The organism is Streptomyces sp. CRN 30, assembly GCF_034105845.1.
Genome location: NZ_JAVRHI010000491.1, coordinates 48169 through 67358 on the forward strand (window position 1 = coordinate 48169; position 19190 = coordinate 67358).

The 19190-nt window shown below is 73.2% G+C and carries 14 protein-coding genes and 1 riboswitch; of the genes, 6 read left to right on the plus strand and 8 right to left on the minus strand.

The window, feature by feature from the left end; genetic code table 11:
* Nucleotides 1-10: 10 nt before the first annotated feature.
* Together UW392_RS55515 and UW392_RS55520 are read right to left on the minus strand one after the other, a co-directional pair.
* Complete coding sequence (locus UW392_RS55515) at nucleotides 11-1264, minus strand: DUF2092 domain-containing protein (protein WP_320783104.1); 1254 nt, start codon at nucleotides 1262-1264, stop codon at nucleotides 11-13.
* 400 nt (nucleotides 1265-1664) lie between these two features.
* Entirely contained in the window at nucleotides 1665-2675 is a 1011-nt protein-coding gene (locus UW392_RS55520) for a polyprenyl synthetase family protein (protein WP_320783105.1), read from the minus strand.
* A 614-nt stretch (nucleotides 2676-3289) separates the two neighbouring features.
* A riboswitch (cyclic di-AMP (ydaO/yuaA leader) is annotated at nucleotides 3290-3455 on the plus strand.
* 3 nt (nucleotides 3456-3458) lie between these two features.
* Between UW392_RS55520 and UW392_RS55525 the strand changes: the two genes are divergently transcribed.
* Nucleotides 3459-3965: a transglycosylase SLT domain-containing protein gene (locus UW392_RS55525; RefSeq protein ID WP_320783106.1), complete on the plus strand. Its 507-nt coding sequence runs from the start codon at nucleotides 3459-3461 to the stop codon at nucleotides 3963-3965.
* Between the two features lie 24 nt (nucleotides 3966-3989).
* Here the strand turns inward: UW392_RS55525 and UW392_RS55530 are convergent, their stop codons facing one another.
* Nucleotides 3990-4799: an HAD family hydrolase gene (locus UW392_RS55530; RefSeq protein ID WP_320783107.1), complete on the minus strand. Its 810-nt coding sequence runs from the start codon at nucleotides 4797-4799 to the stop codon at nucleotides 3990-3992.
* Nucleotides 4800-5084: 285 nt separating this feature from the next.
* Between UW392_RS55530 and UW392_RS55535 the strand changes: the two genes are divergently transcribed.
* The 3 genes from UW392_RS55535 to UW392_RS55545 all read left to right on the plus strand — a co-directional run bounded on the left by UW392_RS55535 (nucleotide 5085) and on the right by UW392_RS55545 (nucleotide 8505).
* Complete coding sequence (locus UW392_RS55535; RefSeq protein ID WP_320783108.1) at nucleotides 5085-6149, plus strand: GNAT family N-acetyltransferase; 1065 nt, start codon at nucleotides 5085-5087, stop codon at nucleotides 6147-6149.
* 95 nt (nucleotides 6150-6244) lie between these two features.
* On the plus strand, nucleotides 6245-7660 hold the full coding sequence (locus UW392_RS55540) for a glycosyltransferase (protein ID WP_320783109.1): 1416 nt from the start codon (nucleotides 6245-6247) through the stop codon (nucleotides 7658-7660).
* An 89-nt stretch (nucleotides 7661-7749) separates the two neighbouring features.
* A complete protein-coding gene (locus tag UW392_RS55545; RefSeq protein ID WP_320783208.1) occupies nucleotides 7750-8505 on the plus strand; it encodes a polysaccharide deacetylase family protein in 756 nt (251 codons plus the stop codon).
* A 19-nt stretch (nucleotides 8506-8524) separates the two neighbouring features.
* On the opposite strand, the gene UW392_RS55550 is transcribed toward UW392_RS55545, so the two are convergent.
* The 5 genes from UW392_RS55550 to UW392_RS55570 form a co-directional block, all read right to left on the minus strand.
* Nucleotides 8525-9643 (minus strand): glycoside hydrolase family 26 protein, encoded by a 1119-nt coding sequence (locus tag UW392_RS55550; RefSeq protein WP_320783110.1) that lies wholly within the window; start codon nucleotides 9641-9643, stop codon nucleotides 8525-8527.
* On the minus strand, nucleotides 9640-10059 hold the full coding sequence (locus tag UW392_RS55555) for a hypothetical protein (RefSeq protein ID WP_320783111.1): 420 nt from the start codon (nucleotides 10057-10059) through the stop codon (nucleotides 9640-9642). Before UW392_RS55555 ends, UW392_RS55550 begins: the two co-directional genes overlap by 4 nt.
* Complete coding sequence (locus UW392_RS55560) at nucleotides 10056-11966, minus strand: glycosyltransferase (RefSeq protein ID WP_320783112.1); 1911 nt, start codon at nucleotides 11964-11966, stop codon at nucleotides 10056-10058. The genes UW392_RS55555 and UW392_RS55560 overlap by 4 nt, the downstream gene beginning before the upstream one ends.
* A gap of 563 nt (nucleotides 11967-12529) precedes the next feature.
* The gene (locus UW392_RS55565; RefSeq protein WP_320783113.1) at nucleotides 12530-15052 is read right to left on the minus strand and encodes a lipopolysaccharide biosynthesis protein; all 2523 of its coding nucleotides are present in this window, start codon (nucleotides 15050-15052) and stop codon (nucleotides 12530-12532) included.
* Complete coding sequence (locus tag UW392_RS55570; RefSeq protein ID WP_320783114.1) at nucleotides 15045-16397, minus strand: DegT/DnrJ/EryC1/StrS family aminotransferase; 1353 nt, start codon at nucleotides 16395-16397, stop codon at nucleotides 15045-15047. Before UW392_RS55570 ends, UW392_RS55565 begins: the two co-directional genes overlap by 8 nt.
* 343 nt (nucleotides 16398-16740) lie before the next feature.
* Here UW392_RS55570 and fahA point away from each other — a divergent pair, with 343 nt between their 5' ends.
* Both fahA and UW392_RS55580 read left to right on the plus strand, forming a co-directional pair.
* Nucleotides 16741-17964: a fumarylacetoacetase gene (gene fahA, locus UW392_RS55575; protein ID WP_320783115.1), complete on the plus strand. Its 1224-nt coding sequence runs from the start codon at nucleotides 16741-16743 to the stop codon at nucleotides 17962-17964.
* 264 nt (nucleotides 17965-18228) lie between these two features.
* Complete coding sequence (locus UW392_RS55580) at nucleotides 18229-19167, plus strand: M56 family metallopeptidase (RefSeq protein WP_320783116.1); 939 nt, start codon at nucleotides 18229-18231, stop codon at nucleotides 19165-19167.
* The last annotated feature ends 23 nt before the right edge of the window (nucleotides 19168-19190 follow it).

Consider the following 19190-nt stretch of genomic DNA (forward strand, 5'->3'; position numbering starts at 1 on the left):
GGGGGTCGGGTCACTTCGCGGCGTCGGCCGCCTTCACCAGGGCGTCCTTGGTGACGGTGCCGACGTAGACGGTGCCGTCGTCGGTGATCAGGGCGTTGACCAGGCGGGTGCTGAACACCGTGCCGGTGCCGAAGGTGCCCTTGACCTGGTCGCCGAGGGAGTTCAGGAAGCCGCCGAGATCGCCTTCGGCGCCGGAGGCGGTCATGCCGCCGGAGCCGGTGTCGAAGGTGGCGATGGAGTTCCAGCCCTCGCCGATGACCTTGAGGTCGTCGAGCCCCTCTCCCTTGGCCTGTCCGTCGCCCTTCTCGTGCCGCCCGTCGCTCTGTCCGTCGCTCTGTCCGTCCGTGTGGTCGAGCGCGTCGCCCTCGGTGACCTTCGCGCCCTTGGGCGGGGAGAAGTCGAACGTCGACGCGGCGGGCTTGGCGAAGTCGACCTGGGTGAAGCCCGCGTCGACGACGGCGGCGCCGCCGCTCGCCGGGCTGAGCGTGAACTTCAGCGGCACGCCGGTCTTCGCGTCCACGGCCACGGTGATCGAGCCGATCGTGGAGCCCTTCTGCCGGGGCTCGACGACCAGGCGGTAGGCGTCGCGGCCGGCCACCTGGGCGGTGCCGTCGACGGTCACGGAGGTGGTGTCGTCGACCGCCTTCAGGGCCTCCTCGGCGAGGTCCTGCGGGGTGGCCGGCACCTCGTCGCTCCGCTCGTCGGCGTCTCCCCGGGCGTCCTGGCCGGCGACGGTGGAGTGGTAGACCTCGTTGGACTCGCTGTCGTAGCCCCAGACGTCGTCGCCGTTGTGGATCAGGCTGTACTCGGCGGCGTCGCGGAGCAGCGACACCTTCTGCCGGTCGGGGCCGTCGGCCGCGACGCGCAGGGTGTGGGTGCCGGAGGCCAGCTCGGTGAGTTGGGCGGTCGGGTCCGCGGCGGAGCCGTCGTCCGAACCGCCGGTCCCGCCGGAGGTCGGGCCACCGGATATCAGGCCGCTCTCCAGGCCGCCCAGGTCCGGCAGTCCGAGGTCGGTGCTGATCTTCACGGTGCCGGAGAGCTGCTGCGTGTCCGACGCGGCGATCTTCTCGATGAGTTGCTGGGCCGTGATGTCGGGCAGGTCGGGGTCGCCGGAGTCGGCGAGGGCGGGGACGAGTCCGATCGTCGCCGCCGCGACACCCATCACGGTGACGGGGACGACGTACCGGGCGGCCCTGCGCCGCCTCGTCCCGCGCTCCTCGGTCTCCCCGGCGGCCGTGCTGCCGTCGGATTCGTACGGTGCCATGTGCCCTACCTCCGTCGTCGGCGGCGGCTGTTCGCGACGTCGTGCCGGTCCACCCTGAGCCGCCATTCTCACCCGAATCGGTGAGGAGTGGTTGTTTTCCGCGATGCTCATCTGACCAAATCGGCCACGGGGGCGCGTCAGCCCCGGGGCTCAACTCCGCGTACTGCTGCGGTATGACGCGACCCCGCGGTCAGGGGGGCGTCCCGTAGGGGGCGGCAGACCGACCCACACAGCGAACCGACGGCCGGCGCGGGCGGGCGGACGGCCGGAGCGGGCGAACCGACGGCCGGCGCGGACAGACACTCGGCATGGGCAGGCACCCGGCAGGAGCAGGCGCCCGGCGCGGGCAGATATCCGGAGGTGGTCAGATATCCGGTGGTCGTCAGATATCCGGTGGTGGTCAGCCCGCCCGGTGCACCACCGCGTCGCACAGCTCCACCAGAGCCGTCTTCGCGTCGCATTCCTGGAGCGGGGCCAGGGCCGCGCGGGCCTCCTTCGCGTAGCGCACCGTGTCGCGGCGGGCCTGCTCCAGGGCGGGGTGGGCGCGCAGCAGCCGGAGCGCCTCGGCGTGGCGCGCGTCGTCGGTGAGGTCGGAGGCCAGCAGCTCGCACAGGGCGAGGTCGTCGGGGAGTCCCAGCCGGGCCGCCCGCTCCCGCAGCCGCAGCACGGGCAGCGTGGGGATGCCTTCCCGCAGGTCGGTGCCGGGGGTCTTGCCTGACTCGTGGGAGTCGGAGGCGATGTCGAGCACGTCGTCCGCGAGCTGGAAGGCGACGCCGAGCCGCTCGCCGTACTGGGTGAGGACGTCCACGACCCGCTCGTCCGCCCCGGACATCATCGCGCCGAACCGGCAGGCGACCGCGACGAGCGAGCCCGTCTTGCCGCCGAGCACGTCCAGGTAGTGCTCGACCGGGTCCCGGCCGTCCTGCGGTCCCGCGGTCTCCAGGATCTGTCCGGTGACCAGCCGCTCGAACGCCAGGGCCTGCACGCGGACCGCCTCCGGCCCGAGGTCGGCCAGGATCTGCGAGGCCCGCGCGAAGAGGAAGTCACCGGTGAGGACCGCGACGGAGTTGTCCCAGCGCGCGTTGGCGCTGGGCACGCCGCGCCGCACGTCCGCCTCGTCCATCACGTCGTCGTGGTACAGCGTGGCGAGGTGCGTCAGCTCCACGACGACCGCCGAGGGCACGATGCCGGGGGCGTACGGGTCGCCGAACTGGGCCGAGAGCATCACCAGCAGCGGCCGGAACCTCTTGCCGCCCGCCTTCACCAGGTGCTGGGCGGCCTCGGTGATGAAGGGCACCTCGCTTTTGGTTGCCTCAAGCAACCCTTCCTCGACAGCCGCCATTCCGGCCTGGACATCGGCTTCCAGAGCCTGGTCCCGCACGCTCAGCCCGAACGGCCCGACGACGGTCACGAGGGGTCTCCTGTCTGCTGGTGTCTACCGGCGGTTACACGGCTTGTCGATAGGTCGCTGCCATCACTCAAGTCAGCGTATCCGGTCACGTTTCGATCACCGATAGCGCCCACCGTTACAGGCCGGTCCCTATCGGATCATGAACCGTATGTTTTTGATCAGGTGATATGAGCTGACATTCGGCGACTCGCCGGGGACTCCCTCGGGCGGCCGAGACCCACCGAAGTCCACCACTCCTCCCAACGCCACGCGACCCGGGAACGTCACCCATTCGGCACGCAAACCCCTGTTCCCTCGCCCGAGTGAGTACCGGCCGATCAGCCGACTGACCTATTGGCTCACCTTTGAGACTGATGCCCGATTTACCCTACTTGTTCATGCCCGTGAGTTGACTCACGCCGCCACCCCTTCCCCCGCGTGGCCCCCGAACACCCCCATCCCGTTGCGCCGCAGGCGAGTTGACCGTTCACGATCGAAAAGGATCAAGCACCCCAAATGCCTCAGACCAAGGTCAACAGGCACGTTATGTGAATCCCGCACTTGTTCCGGACATGTGCCGTCGCATACGTTCCCGGCCTGTCGGGAGGACGCCGAATCCTGCCACCACCCGACGCACACACATCCGACTCACTTCACGGCAGGAGCGGGGGACCCAGGTAAGTCGCCGCGCCGGTCACCGACCGGAGCGGCTCGGGGTGAAGCCGCGCTCACTCAAGAGCGCGGCCGGGCACCTCCCCGCCCGAACCCGACAGCTCACCTCGCAGGCGTAGGAGAGGACCCACCATGCCTGCTTTCGGCCTTCGGCGCCCCGCCGTGACCACCCGCCTCACCCGCAAGATCGCCCTCGCCGGCGTCGGTGCCGCCGTACTGGCGCTCCCGGTCGCCGGTGCGACCAGCGCCTCCGCCGCCCCGGCCGCCGACTCCACGACGGCCACCACCACGGCCGCCATGACCGCGGCCAACGGCTACAGCAACAACCTCGACGGCTGGATCCGCCAGTCGCTCGACATCATGGCCGACAAGGGCATCCCGGGCACCTACAACGGGATCTACCGCAACATCATCCGGGAGTCGTCCGGCAACCAGTTCGCGATCAACAACTGGGACATCAACGCCATCAACGGCACCCCGTCCAAGGGCCTGCTCCAGGTGATCAAGCCGACCTTCGACGCCTACCACGTCGAGGGCACCTCCTGGGACCCGTACGACCCGGTCGCCAACATCACCGCGGCCTGCAACTACGCCGCCGACCGGTACGGCTCCATGGACAACGTCTACAGCGCGTACTGATCCCCCGGCCTCCCTGGGGAACCCCTACGGAGCGGGAAAGAGTCGTTCGAGGACGACGGCCACGCCGTCGTCCTCGTTCGACGTCGTGACCTCGTCGGCGACCGCGCGCAGCTCCGGGTGGGCGCCGGCCATGGCGACCCCGCGCGCCGCCCACGCGAACATCGGGATGTCGTTGGGCATGTCGCCGAAGGCGATCGTCCGCCGGGGGCCGAGCCCCAGACGGTCCGCCGCCAGCGCCAGCCCGGTCGCCTTGGTGACGCCGCACGGCTGCAACTCCACCGTCCCCGGCCCCGACATGGTGACCGTCGCGAGCGAACCGACCACCGCGCGGGCCGTCGCCGCCAGCTCGTCGTCGGACAGCACGGGGTGGCGCAGCAGCACCTTGCTGATGGGCGCCGACCACAGGTCGTCGCGGCGCCCGACCCGCACCGCGGGCAGCGTCGGGTGCGGCATCAGATAGCCGGGCTCGATCAGCGTGAGCCCCTCCACCCCGTCCTGGTCGACGGCCGCGTGTACCTGGCCGACCTCCGCCTCGATCTTGCCGAGCGCGGTCTCCGCCAGTTCCCGGTCCAGGGTGACCGACCACAGCAGCCGGTCCGTGCCCGCGTCGTACACCTGCGCGCCCTGTCCGCACACCGCGAGCCCCGTGCTTCCGAGACCCCGCAGCAGCTCCCGTACGCGCGGCGCCGGCCGCCCCGTCACCACCAGGTGGTACGCGCCCGCCCGCGCCACCCGAGCGAGCGCGGCCCGCGACCGCTCGGAGACGGTGTCGTCGCCGCGCAGCAGCGTTCCGTCCAGGTCGGTGGCGACGAGTGCGTAAGCGGTGGGCTCCATGATCAGAGAATACGGACACCGGAGGCCCCCGACTCACCCTCGTACCGCGCGCATACCGCGCGCATACCGCGCGCCCGCCGCACGCGCACCACGGATGTACTGCGGGCGCCGTCCGACACATCTGTCCGAAACCTGTCGCAACACCGGCTAAAGGCGGTTAAAGCGCTGTGCACCAGTTGGCAACAACATGCTCCGCTCTCTACCCTCCGGGCGGCCCCAGGGGTACCTTCCTTCTGTCCAGGGGGACTTGATCGGGGGGTCGGGTTGAGCAGCGGACGCATTCGTGTGCTGAGGCCGGGGGAACTGGGCGAGGGGGACCGGGAGCACTGGCGTGAACTGCGCGCCAAATCGCACGCCCCTCGCAACCCCTTCATGGAGCCGGAGTTCACCGAGGCCGTGGGCCGGGTCCGCCCCGGAGCGCGGGTGGCGGTGGTGTACGAGGGCGACGAGACCGCCGGTTTCCTGCCGTACGAGCGCGGGCCGCTGGGCCAGGGCCGCGCCATCGGGCTCGGTGTCTCGGACTGCCAGGGCGCCGTACTGCGCCAGGGCCCGCCGCCCGACACCCGGCAGCTGCTGCGGGCCTGCTCCCTGTCGAGTTTCGCCTTCGACAACCTGGAGGCGGACCAGCCGCTGTTCACGCCGTACGCCGCCGAGTCGTACGCCTCGCACGTCATCGACGTAGCCGCGGGCTACCCCGCCTACGAGCGGGACCTGCGCACCCGGTCGCCGAAGTTCCTGAAGACGACGCTGGCCAAGGAGCGGCGGCTCGGCCGCCAGGTCGGCGACGTCCGGTTCGTGTTCGACGAGCGCGACCCGGCCGCGCTGCGCACGCTGATGGCGTGGAAGTCGGCGCAGTACCGCAGGACCGGCCGCCGCGACCGCTTCGCCCAGCGGTGGATCACCGGCCTCGTCGACTCGCTCGCCGCGACCCGCACCCCGGAGTGCACCGGCACGCTCTCCGTCCTCTACGCCGGTGGACAGCCCGTCGCCGCGCACTTCGGCCTGCGCTCGTCGACCGTCCTGGCCTGCTGGTTCCCGGCGTACGACATCCAGGTCGCGAAGTACTCGCCAGGGCTCGTGCTGCACCTGCGGATGGCCGAGGCGGCCGCCGCCGAGGGGATCGGCCTGCTCGACATGGGGCGCGGCGCGGCCGAGTACAAGGACTCGCTGAAGACGGGCGAGCTGCCCGTGCACGAAGGGGCGGTGACCCGCCGGGGAGCGGGCGCCGCCCTGTACTGGCTGGGCCGTGAGCCCGCGCGCCGCGCCCAGGGGTTCGTCCGGGGGCGGCCACGGCTGGCCTCGCTCGCGGCCCGGACGCTGAAGGGCGCGGCGCGGCTGCGCAAGGCGTGAGACAGCGGCGGGTGCCGGCCGCCGGTCCGCCCGGCCGCCGGCGCCCCCGCGACGACCGACGCGACGACCGACGCGACGACCGAGGGGGGAGGCGCATGTTCGGGACAGCGCGTGCGCGACAGGAGACGGAACGGGAGATAGCGGAGTTCCTGGGCATCGAGCCGGTGCAGGTGGCCGAGCTGGAGCTGGGGGACGGCGACGGGGGCGAGGAGGTGTCCCTCAGACCCGGGCCGGGCAGCCCGCCCGTGACCCCGGGCGAGGTCTTCGTCCTGGTCCGCCGGGCGGGCCGCCCGGTGGGCACACTGCTCGGCCGGGTGCCGGAGGGCGCCGACCCCGCCGAGGCGCTGGCCGGCCTCGCCCGGGACCTCGTACCACCGCCCTCGTTCTCGCCACCGCGACCGCCCTCGCCCTCGCCACCGCGACCGCCATCGCGCTCGTCTCCGCTGCCGCTGCCGCTGCCGCCGGACGAACGGCCGTCCGGCGCCGGATCGTCCCCGGTGCCGCCCTCCGCGAGCATCGTGGTCGCCACCCGGGAGCGCGCCGGGCAGCTGGCCCGCGCCCTCGACTCGCTGCTCGCCCAGGACCACCCGGACTACGAGGTCGTCGTCGTCGACAACGCGCCGGTGACCGACGAGACCCGGGAGCTGGTCGAACGGAAGTACGGCGAGCGGGTGCGGTACGTGCGCGAGCCGGTGCCCGGACTCGCCGTCGCCCACAACCGCGGACTCACGGCCGTACGCGGCGAGGTGGTCGCCTTCACCGACGACGACGTGGTCGCCGACCCGCGCTGGCTGGCCGAACTGACCACGCCGTTCGCCGCGGACCCGGGGCTCGGCTGCGCCACCGGACTGATCCTGCCCGCGCGGCTGCGCACCCCCGCCCAGGTGCTGCTGGAGAGCCACGGCGGCTTCGCGAAGGGTTTCACCCCGCGGACGTACGACCCGGCCGACCCGCCCGCCGGCGAACCGCTGTTCCCCTTCACCGCGGGCCGCTTCGGCTCGGGCGCGGGCATGGCCTTCCGTACGGCGGTGCTCCGCGGGATCGGCGGCTTCGACCCGGCGACCGGCGCGGGCACCCGCGCCCGCGGCGGCGACGACCTCTACGGCTTCGTCCGCGTCCTCGCCGACGGCCACCGCCTGCACTACACCCCGAGCGCGCTGGTCTGGCACCACCACCGGGAGACCTGGCGGGACCTGGAGACGCAGGCGTTCGGCTACGGCGCGGGGCTCACCGCCTATCTGACGGCGGTCCTCGTCAACCGCCCGGCCCTGCTCCCGGCGTTCCTCTCCCGCCTGCCGGGCGGCCTGGCCCACGCCCGCGCGCTGACCGCCGTACGCGACGCGTCCGGCGACGGGGAGGAGGCGGGGCGCGCGCCCGGCGGGCACGACGACCGGAGCCATCCGTGGCCCCGCCGGCTCTCCCGGCTGCAACGCCGGGGCATGCTGTACGGCCCCCTCGGCTACCTCCGCGCCCGCCGTGCCCTGCGCACGGTACGGCTGGGGTCGCGATGAGCGCCGCGGAGCGGAACGCGCGCGGGGCCGGCGTGGCCGACGGCGACGGGCCGCGCGAGCACGTGCCGGTCTTCCTCTACCACGCGGTGATGGACGATCCGCCCGAGTGGATCGCGGAGTTCACGATGAGCCCGCGGCAGTTCGCCGCGCACCTGGACGCGATCGTCGACAGCGGCCGTACGCCGCTGACGATCGGCGCCCTGGCCGACCACCTCGCCGGGCGGGCACCACTGCCGCCCCGGCCGGTCCTGCTGACCTTCGACGACGGCTTCGCCGATCTCCCCGGCCCGACCGCGCAGGCCGTGGTGGACCGCGGCCTGACCGCCACCGCCTACCTCACCACCGGCGCCATCGCGCCCGGCGGCCGCAGTCTGCTGCCGCCCGCGCCGATGATGACGCTGGACCAGGCGGCCGTACTGGAGGACGCCGGTATGGAGATCGGCAGCCACACCGTCACCCACGCCCAGCTGGACACGCTCTCCACCCGGGCCCTGGGCCACGAACTGAACTCCTCCAAGTCCGTCCTGGAGGACGCCCTCGGCCATCCGGTCGTCCACCTCGCCTATCCGCACGGGTACAACAGCGCCAAGGTGCGGTCCCTCTCGGCGCGGGCCGGTTACGAGACGGCGACCGCCGTGCGGCACGCGCTCAGCTCGGACCGGGACGAGCGCTACCGCATCGCGCGGCTCATCGTCCGCCGCGGCCATACCGTCGCCGACGTCCAGGGCTGGCTCGCGGGCGAGGGCGCGCGGATCGCGCCCTACCGCGACGGCCCGAAGACGGTCGCCTGGCGGTGGTACCGGCGGGGCCGCGCGCTGCTGCGCGGCCCCGAGTTCGCGGGCTGACCCGGTCCCGCCCGGTCCCCTACTTCAGCGGCTGGTTGAAGTAGGGGTCGGCGACCGCCTCGCGCAGGCTGTGCCAGGCCGTGTCGCCGGCCACCGCGAGGTCGCAGTGCGGCCCCGGGTCCCGCCAGTTCCACTGCAACGCGGCCTTGACGCCGTCCAGTTCCTTCACGACCCGGGGCACCTGCGCGTACCAGTCCGCCTGCCGCTCCGGCCGGCCGGGATCGTCCGCGCTGCCGAACTCGGACAGCATCAGCGGCTTGTCGTCGGCTATGTGGGCGCGTATCCAGTCGTGCGTGGCGTGCTGGGTCTGCGCGAAGCTCAGCCAGTCCGCCTTGTGGCAGCGGTAGTAGTTGTACTGGTTGTAGCCGATCCAGTCGACGTAGCCGTCACCCGGGTAGAGCCGCTCGAACAGGTCGGCGTGGTTGAGGTAGCCGGTGATGACCCACGTCCACACCACGTTGTCGACACCCAGGTCACGGAAGCGGTCGTGGATGTGCCGGTAGGCGCGGACGTACTCCTCGGGGCTGCCGCTGGCCGGGGTGCGGGTGTCCATCTCCAGGTCGAAGGAGAGGAACACCTTCTTGCCCGTGCGCTCCCCGTACTCCTTGATCCGCCGCGCCTGGACGTCGATCACGGAGTCGTCCAGGTCGCCGTCGGCTATCTGCTTCCAGGTCGGCTGCTGCTCCTTCGTGCCGCCCCACCACTTGCTCTCCCAGGAGAGCAGCAGCATCCGGGTCTCGCCGACGCGCTGCTCCTGCTCGGTCAGCAACTGGCCTTCCAGCCGGCTGTCCGTGACCGCGGACATGTCGTGGTACGTGTACACGATGTCGAGTTTGCGGCCGACGTTCTCCTCGTAGGCGTGGACCTTCTCGGCCAGGTCGCTCTTGTCGTGCTGCACGAACGCGCCGAACCAGGCGCCGCACGGCGGTTCGAGCAGCTCGGTCGGGCGGCACTCCTCGCCCTGGCCGGACGGCCGCGTACCGCCCTCGTCCGCCGGGCCCGAGGTGTCCCGCAGGACGAGCACCGCGAGCAGCAGGACGAGGGCGACCGTGGCGGAGGTGAGCACCGTACGGCGCCTGCCGCGCCCACCGGAGCGCCAGAAGGGACGGTGGGGGCGGTACGGGCGGGGCACTTTCACGGAGCGGAACCCTTCCGTAGCGGCGACGCGCGCAGGCGCGGGCAGAACGCGGCGAGCGTCGTGAGCAGGGTGAGGATCAGCAGGACGCGCTCACCGCTGAAGGTGTGCGTGGCGATCAGTACCGTGGCGACGAGCATCACGGCACAGACGCTCAGCAGCACCGCCAACATCACCCGTTCCATCAGGTCGGACTGGCGCTCGAAGGCGGCGTCCCGGCGGTCGACGGGACCCTCTGCGGGACGCGAGCGCAGCGCCGGGCCGCAGATCCGGATCAGGGCCGCGCCCGGTCCGGCGGCGAGGAACACCGCGACGGCCGCCCCGCGCGGCGGTGACCCGCCGGGCAGGGCGAGCGCGGCGAGGGCCAGCCAGCCGCCGAACGCCGGCAGCATCCGGATCACGAGATCCTGCGGTGTCATCGGCCCGCCTCCCCCGGTTCCTCCGGTTCCGCCGGGTCTACCGGTTCTCCCGATCCTCCCGATCCCTCCGATCCCTCCGATCCCTCCGGTTCGAGGACGTAGAGCGTTCCCGCGCTGTTCTCCGCCACCAGCCGGAACCGCGGTGACGCGGCCACCGAGCGGCTGATGCGCTCCAGTTGCGCCCCGGCGAGCTGACCGTCCATCTCCGAGTTGGCCACCTGCCCCTGGGTGAGCAGGAGATAGGCCCGCGCGGGCGCTTCGACGGCGCTCATGTCCCGGGCGAGGGTGGCGGCCGGGCTGCGCAGGATGCGCTCGACGTGCGTACGGCCGTCGTCGAGGAACCAGTAGTGGTCGACGCTCCAGTACGAGTCGTACGCGAGCGGGTAGTTGCGGTTGGCGGCGACGACGAGCGACCCCTGCGGCGCCTGGTCGAAGAGCTGCCGTACCAGGGCGACCTCCTCTGGCGGGAAGTAGTTGATCCGGTCCTTGCCGGAGTACGCCGGTACGAAGGCGAGCGTCCCGGCGAGCAGCGCGAGCAGCGGCGCCCACACGCCCCAGCGGAGGTCGGGCAGCACGGACCGGCGCCGGGGCGCGGGCGCCCCGCCTCTCCGTCCGGCCGCCTCCTGCGCGGCGAGGTCGGCGGCCAGGGTGCGCACCTTCGGCAGCAGCGCGGCACCGGCGAAGAAGGCCGCTCCGGGCAGCATGAACATCAGCACTCGGAAGATCATTTCGCTGCCGTAGCTGCTGGCCACGAACATCGGCAGCGGGGCCGCGGCGATCAGCAGCAGCGGCAGCGCGCGGTACCGCAGCACCGGCTGGCGCAGCACGCCGAGCGCCGCCAGCAGCAGGACGGAGCCCGACAGCAGCCGCGCCGCCCAGGAGGTCGCGAGCGCCCCGGTGCCGGTCGGGGTGGCCTCGTACCCGGTCTCGACGTTGGCCCCCACGTCGCCGATGGAACTGATCATGTCGGGCATCGCCGCCGACAGGAAGGGCAGCGCCGCGGTCAGGCACCAGGCCAGGAAGATGACGACCGTGGTGACCGCCGGCACCCAGTCGCGGTAGCGGCGGGCCAGACACAGGGCCACCAGCGAGACGACCAGCATGCCGGGCGTCAGCTGGTGCGAGACGACGATGGCCGTGACCAGCACGGTCAGCAGCACCGTCCAGACGGCCGGCCGCTGCCGCCCGCGCCGCCCACGGGACCCGCCGTACCGGCGCAGCACGACGGCCAGCACGCCCACGTGCAGCGCGAAGGCGACGGACTGCGGCGAGAAGTAGTCCTGGCCGACCCAGTTGGCGACGTAGAAGAGCCAGACGGAGGTCCAGATCAGCCGCCGGTCGGTGGTGAACGTACGGTAGATCAACAGCAGCGGGAGCAGCAGCATCAGGCTGGAGACCAGGGGCCACCACGCCATGTACATCGCGGTGTTGTCCACGCCGAGCAGTCGCACCAGGGCGGCCTGCGCGGCGAAGAAGCCGGGCCACTGGTCGTAGACGGACATGTCCCCCAGCTCGGCCTCGGTCAGGAGTCCGCCGTGGGTCAGCAGGTGGTCGACGACGGCGTCGTGCTTCCACGCCCACGCGTACAGCGGCGTCGGGTAGACCAACGCCTGGGTGGCCCGCTCCATCAGCAGCAGCCCGACGACGTACGCCAGCGACCACCCCTGCCGGCGCCGCGGATCGCGGACCGTGAACCAGAACCCGCCGGTGAGCACCACGAGCCCCGCCCAGAAGGTCGGGTGCAACGCGCTGACCAGTCCGAAGTCGTCGAGGTGCGACACGTCCGTGTGGACGATCGCGTAGGTCCACAGCGCGAGCGCCGCGAGCAGCGGCAGGGCGGGCCAGGCACCGGCCCCGGCACCGCGGCGCCAGGCCCAGACGGGCGAGAGATCGGACAGATCGGTCACGGGATCGGCGGGTTCGACGGTTGCGGTGGATGTGACGGGTGCGATGGATTTGGCGGGTGCGGCGGCGTTGGCCGCTGCGGCGGCGTTGGCCGTGGGGCGCCTCGGGCGCTCCGGCCGCCCCTGTCGTCCGGGGCCCGGCGGTCGTGCGGAGGCGTCCTCGGAGGTGCGGGCCGCCGGCGCCGGGGAGCCGGACGGGGTGGGGGCGGTGGACGGGCCGGGCGAGCCGGGATCGGAGGGCGGGGCTGGGGTCGGGGCGGGGGCGGAGGCCGACCCGTCCGGTGCCGGCTGCGACCTCGGCGTCGACCTCGACACCGACCTCGACCTCGGCGTCGGCGTCGGCGTCGGCGTCGGCTCTGACATCGGCGTCGGCGTCGGTGTCGACTCCGGTGTCGCTTCCTCCGACGGCTGCTCCGCGTCCGGAGTCCTCCGCGCGCCGGACGAGGTCGAGTCGTCCGGGGACGACCCGTCCGGAACGTCCGGCCCCGGCTCGGGTGCGGATCTCTCCCGTGGAGTGGTTGGCGGACGCACGACGTTCCCCCCTGGCGGTTCGGCTCTGTGCTCGATCAGTCCCTGGTTCTGTCGTTCGGTCTGGTGCGGTGCGGGGGCTCGGACGTCGGTGCCGGTCGGCGCCGTGATCGACGCAGTGACAGGAGCAGGACGAGCAGCGCCAGCAGCAGGAGAAGGGGCGGCGCGACCGGCGCGAGCGCCTGCCGCCACACCCAGCCGCCCACCGCGGCGAGATACAGAACCCCCCAGCGTCCCGGCCACGGCAACCGGTCGCCCGCGTGCGCGAGCAGCAGCCACAACGGCACGAGACACAGCAGTAGCAGTACGGGCGGCACCCAGCGCAGCAGCGGGTCGGGCCCGTCGAGCCCCGACGCCGCCGCGAGGATTCCAGCCGTCTTGGTGTAGAACGTCCCGTCCACCGGCTGTGGTTCCCGTCCGAGCGCCACGGGTGCCGCGTACAGCGCGATCATCGCGGAGCCCAGCGCGACACCGGGCAGCCGCGGGTCGCACCGCTCGTACAGGGTCACCGAGGCCACGAACACGACCAGCAGCACCCCGCCCGCGACGAGCGCGGTGAGCGGCAGTCCTTCCAGCAGTTCACGGCCGGTCAGTGCCGCCCGGTCGGCCCCGTCCAGCCAGGGCAGTCCGCGCAGCGCGACCCAGTAGCCGACCGTGGCGAGGACGAGGGACGCCCACAGCCCGTACCACAGCGGTCGGCGGCGAATCGCGTCGACGACCGCCACGAAGGAGGCCGGAGTGGCTCCGCCCCTCCCGGTGAACCCGCCCCTCCCGGTGAACCCGGCCCACCCGGTCAACCCGGTCCACCCGGCGGACCAGGCCGACCCGGCGCCCTGGGACCCCTGCGCGGCCAACGCGTCAGCCTCGGTCTCCCCCTGCTCCTGCCGCCCCTGCCCCTCCCCCGCGGACGCACCGGCACCAGCACCAGCACCAGCACCGGCCGGTCCGCTCCCGCTCCCCTCGCCCGGCCGGACGATCACCGCGAGCGGGTCCGCCTCCAGTGCCTCCCGCTCGTAACCGGGCCGTCCGATGAACAGCGTGACGGTGTCCTCGCGCCCCTCGCCCTTCTCGCCGTCGGCGGGGTCGTGCTCGTAGGCGGCCCGGCGGGCCCAGTTCGTGCCGTACCCGGCGGTGGCGTTCAACCGCGCCCAGCGGGTGCCGTAGGCGGTGGCGCCGGCGCCCTGTCCCCGGTCGCCGCCCGGCGTGGTCCCGCCGCCGGCCCCGGCGATGCCCGGCGCACGCGCGGAACCGTCGCCTCCGCGCAGCGCCCCGCGGAGCCCCGGCACGCACCCGACGGCGACCACCGTCATGCCCAGCAGCACCGCCCAGCCCGCGCCCGCGATCCCGGCCGGGGTGAAGAACAGCATCGCGCTGCCCAGCACCAGCACGCACATCGCGCCCTGCACCGCGGCGAGCACGCCGGTGCGGCCCTGCACGCGCAGTACCCCGATGTACAGCTCCACCACGATGCGCGGCAACGCGCCGAGGGCGAGCAGCCGCAGCACCGTGGAGCCGTGCTCGGCGTAGTCGTCGTCGAACGGGGCGAGTATCTGCGGCGCGAACGCCACCAGGAACGCCACCACCGGCACCAGCAGCAGCGTCATCCGCCGCAGCGCCCCGCGGACGCCGTCGGCGAGGCGGCGCGGATCGTGCGAGGCGTGCGCGGTGAGCGAGGAGGCCATGTTGATGGCCATGAACTCCATGGTGCCGCCGACGGTGTAGGCCACGTAGAAGTAGCCGTTCTCCGCGGCGGTGAAGCGCACGGCGACCATCACCGGCAACAGGTTGATCATGGCCAGGCTGAACAGCGCGCCCAGCGAGTCGCCCGCCAGGAACCGCCCCATGTCCCGGTAGGCGGGTGGCTCCTGGTCACGGTCGGCGGCGGCCTGCCGGGGGATCAGTCTGCGGAAGATCAACCAGCCGAGCGGCACGGTGGAGAACACGATCGCCACCGCCCAGGAGACGAAGATGCCGAGCACCGGCAGCGCGGTGGCGAAGACGGCGAGCAGGATCAGCTTCCCGACCGAGAAGACGGCGTTGCCGGCCGGCACCCACTCGGCCTTGCGCAGCCCGGTCAGCACCCCGTCCTGCAAAGTGAGCAGCGCCCAGGCCACGCACGCCGCGACGAACAGCGTCCCCGCCACCGGCGTCCCCAGCGGGGCGTACGAGTCGCCCCACCGGTCGAGGGTGAGCAGGAAGATGCCGGCCGCCAGCGCGACGATCACCGAACTCGCCGCGTAGGTGCGCCCGACCAGGGCCCCCGTCGCCCGTCCGGCACGCGGCACGAAGCGGACGACGGCGCCGATCATCGTCGTCGCCGTGATGCTGGCGAGCAGCCGCATCGCCGCGATGGCGGCGGAGCCCTGGCCGACGGCCTCCTCGGTGTAGTAGCGCGCGGACACCAGCCAGAAGCCCAGCCCGAGAACGGCCGAGACGCCGGTGCTGAGCATGAGGAAGTAGGCGTTCTTGAACAGCGAGTCGCCGCCGTGCGCCCCGTCATCCGCCCGGCGGCCGCCGTCCGCGCGCGCCTCGGCCGTCTCCTGCACCCGCGTCTCAGCCACGGGACGGACCCGGCCCTTCCGGTAACGGACCCGGCCGTCTCAATCCCCCGGGCAACCGGTCCCCGGACGGCGGTTTCTCAGACAGCGGGTCCTCAGACAGCGGATCCTCAGACAGCGGGTCCTCACGCGACAGGCCCTCCGGCAGCAAGTCCTCCGGCAGCAGGCCCTCGGGCAGCAGGTCCTCCGGCACCTCGGCCGGCCGGACCCCGGACTCCTCCAGGGCCGCGATGACCTCCCGCGCGCGCAGCGGATCGACGGGCAGCGCGTGCCGTGCGAACCAGCGCGCTCCCTCCGGAGCGGGTGACACGTCCGTGAACCGCGCGCCGGCGTAGTCGTCCAGGGGCGGGTCGTAGAGATAGCCGACGATGATGCCCCTGCGGGCCAGGGCGGCGGCCGCCGCGTCCCGGTCCGCCACCAGCAGCGGCACCCGGAACAACGGCTGGACCGCACCGGCCCGCTCCCCCGCCGCCGCTGCTGCCGTCCGGCCCGCGGCGGCCCAGCCCGTGGCCAGCAGCAGTTCCGTCCCCGCGCGGCACGCGGCCAGCACTTCGTCGAGCCGGTCGAGCTTGCGGGCGACACGGCCGAGCCGGAACCGGCCGGATCTCAGCCGGTAGTCGTGCATGTCCACCCGGACCCACGGGTCGTGCGCGTCCAGGTCCGGTGCGGCGGCGACCGCGCGGGCCAGTTCCTCGGGGTGCAGCGGCATCCGGATCTCCTCGCGCTCGGCCTGGCCGAGCCTCCGCAGCACCGCCCAGGCGGCCCGCCGCAGCCTCAGCGCACGAACGGCCGTCTCGGCGTACGGCCTTACCGCGTACGCCAGTTCGGCCGTGGTCCTGCGTGGTACCAGCAGTTCCTCGCAGGCTTTCTCCAGCACGTCCCGCGCGCCCGGGTCGGCGACGGCCAGGATTCCGCCCGCGTGCGCCCCGACGTGCTTGGACAGGCTGAAAACGGAGGCGTCGCCCCAGGCCCCGACCGGACGGCCGCCCACCTCGCTGCCGATGGCGTGCGCCCCGTCCTCGAAGAGCGGGATGCCCAGTTCGTCGCAGCGCGCCCGCAGCTCGGGGGCCGGGTCGGGGTTCCCGTACAGGTTGGTCGTCAGTACGGCCGACAGCGAACCCCACACCTCGTCGGGCACGGCGGCCACGTCGATGGACGCGTCCCACGCCTTCAACGGCGCCTGCACCGGGCGCAGTCCGGCCGCCAGCACGACGAAGAAGATGACGTCGTCGTTGACCGGCGACATCAGCACCCGGCCGCCCGGCGGGCACCAGTGCCGCAGGGCCGCGAACAGGCCGAAGCGGCATGACGGTACGTACACGCATTCCCGGCCGAGTCGGTCGCGCATGGTCTCCGCCGGCCGTCCCGGCCGCGCGCGCAACCACACCGAACCCGGACCGGCCTCCCCAATGGCCATCCGCTCCCCCTGGCGTGCCCCTGGAACGCCCCCTCCCCGAGGCCTTCCGGCACCCGCCCAGAGTCTCCCCGTTCGCACCGCTCCGTCAAGATTGCGGGTCGGCCTGTGGACAACTTCGCGCACACAAGCGGAAGCGGAGCGCGACCGTCGGCGCCGCGCGCCGTGTTCTGCCCGCACGCCCCCCGACCGCCGTACCGTGTGGCCAGACCACGGAACTCGTGGCACAGGCGGTGCACCGCACGCACCCGGCGAGAACGAAAGCGAGGCAGCACCGATGCCCCCCTTCGACGTTCCCGAAGGCCACCCCTTCGGCCCGCACAACCTCCCGTACGGCGTGTTCTCGACCCCCGGCGAGCAGGAACGGACCGTGGGAGTCCGGCTGGGCGACCACGTCCTCGACGCCGGCGCGGCGGCCCGTGCCCTCGGCTCGCCGTACGCCGGCCTCCTCGCCCGGCCGACCCTCAACCCGCTGCTGGCGGCCGGCCGCACCACCTGGTCGGACGTGCGGCGCGCGCTGACGGCCTGGGTGACGGTCCCCGCGCACCGCGAGACCCTCGAACCGCTCCTCCGCCCCCTGGAATCGGTCACCCTCCACCTCCCCTTCGAGGTCGCCGACTACGTCGACTTCTACGCCTCCGAGAACCACGCCCGGAACGTCGGCCGCATCTTCCGCCCCGACGCCGCCGACTCCCTCACCCCCAACTGGAAACACCTCCCCATCGGCTACCACGGCCGCTCCGGCACCGTCGTGGTGTCGGGCACGGACGTCGTACGCCCCGCCGGCCAGCGCAAGTCGCCCACCGAGCCCGAGCCCGTCTTCGGGCCGTCCGTGCGCCTGGACATCGAGGCCGAGGTCGGCTTCGTCGTCGGGACGCCGAGCGAGCAGGGCAGGCCGGTGCCGCTCGGCGACTGGCGCGAGCACGTGTTCGGGCTGTGCCTCCTCAACGACTGGTCCGCGCGGGACATCCAGGCCTGGGAGTACGTCCCCCTCGGCCCGTTCCTCGGCAAGTCCTTCGCCACGTCCGTCTCCGCCTGGATCACCCCGCTCGACGCGCTGGAGGAGTCACGGACCGCCCCGCCGGAGCGGACCCACCGGCTCCTGCCGTACCTGGACGACACGGACGAGGAACCGTGCGGCTACGACCTGCGGATCACCGTCGCCGTCAACGGCCACACCGTCTCCGAACCCCCCTTCGCCACCATGTACTGGACGGCCGCCCAGCAGTTGGCCCATCTGACCGTCAACGGCGCCTCCCTGCGCACCGGCGACCTCTACGCCTCGGGCACCGTCAGCGGCCCCGCCGAGAGCCAGCGCGGCTCCCTCCTCGAACTCACCTGGAACGGCCGCGACCCCCTCGAACTCCCCGACGGCAAGCGGACCTTCCTGGAGGACGGCGACGTGGTCACCCTCTCGGCGTGGGCCCCCGGCCCGAACGGCACCCGGGTCGGCCTGGGCGACGTGACGGGCCGCGTACTGCCGGCCCACCCGCCCCGCTGACCGGACCGGGGCGGCGTGCGCGCGGGACGCCCCGGCAGGGGGCCGCGCGGCGGGCACTCGGCACCCCCGCAGGGGCCGCGCGGCCCTTGCGCGCCGCCCAGATGTGGTCCGCGCAATGGTCCGGGACACCTGACGCACGCGCCCCGCCCCGTCATACTGGCGGCGGACGGCGAGGTGCCCCGCGATCTTCCGGGCTCACGCCTCCGCGTCGCCGCACGATCCCGAGCCGAGCCGCCCTTCCGACCAGGATCCGGAGCCCATGGCATGACCATCAGCCTCATCCTGCTGAGCGTCGTCGCCCTGACCGCCGCCGTGCCGGTCCCCCGCACCCTGACCCGGGCCGCCTGGCCGGAACGCGACCCGGTGGTGGCGCTGTGGGTGTGGCAGTGCCTGGTCGCCACCGTCCTGCTGTGCTGTCTGACGGCACTGGCCCTGGGCGCCGCCGCCGTCTTCGGCACGGTCCGCGCCCAACTCTTCGCCCCGGCGCCGCCCGGCGTGGCCGAGGCGTACGACCTCTCGGCCGGGCCGCTCTGGACGGCCGCCCTCACCGTGCTGCTGGCCTGCGGGGCCGCCTGGACGACGGCCATGCTCGCCCGCGAGCTGGTGGAGGCGCGCCGTCGCCGCGCCCGGTCCCGCTCGCACCTGCGCGAACGCGCGCCCGACCTGCCCGCCGGCCTGCCCACCGCGCGGGGCCCCCTGCTGGTGCTGGAGGACGAGTACCCGGATGCCTGGTGGATGCCCGGCAGCCCGCCCCAACTGATCGTCACCACCGGGGCCCTGCGGCGTCTCACCGACCACCAGGTCGACGCGGTCCTCACCCACGAGCGCGGCCACGCCCGCGCCCACCACGACTGGCTGCTGCACCTGTCCACCGCTCTGGCCACCGGCTTCCCCCGTGTTCCGCTCTTCGCCCACTTCTGCGAGCAGACCCACCGCCTGGTGGAGCTCGCCGCCGACGACACCGCCTCCCGGCGCTGCGGTCACCTGACCACGGCCCTCGCGCTCATCGAGCTGAACCAGCACCGGGGCGTCCTGTCCTGCGCTTCCAGCCACCGCCTCCTCGGCGAACGCGTCGACCGCCTCCTGGAGCCGCAGCCCCGCCTGGGCCGGCGCCACCGCGCCATGACGACGGCGACGGCCGCGCTGGTCCCCCTCGTGCCGCTGCTGATCACCTTTGCCCCGGGGCTGACGGCCCTGTCCTGAGCCCGAGCCGTCCCGCGCGGTCC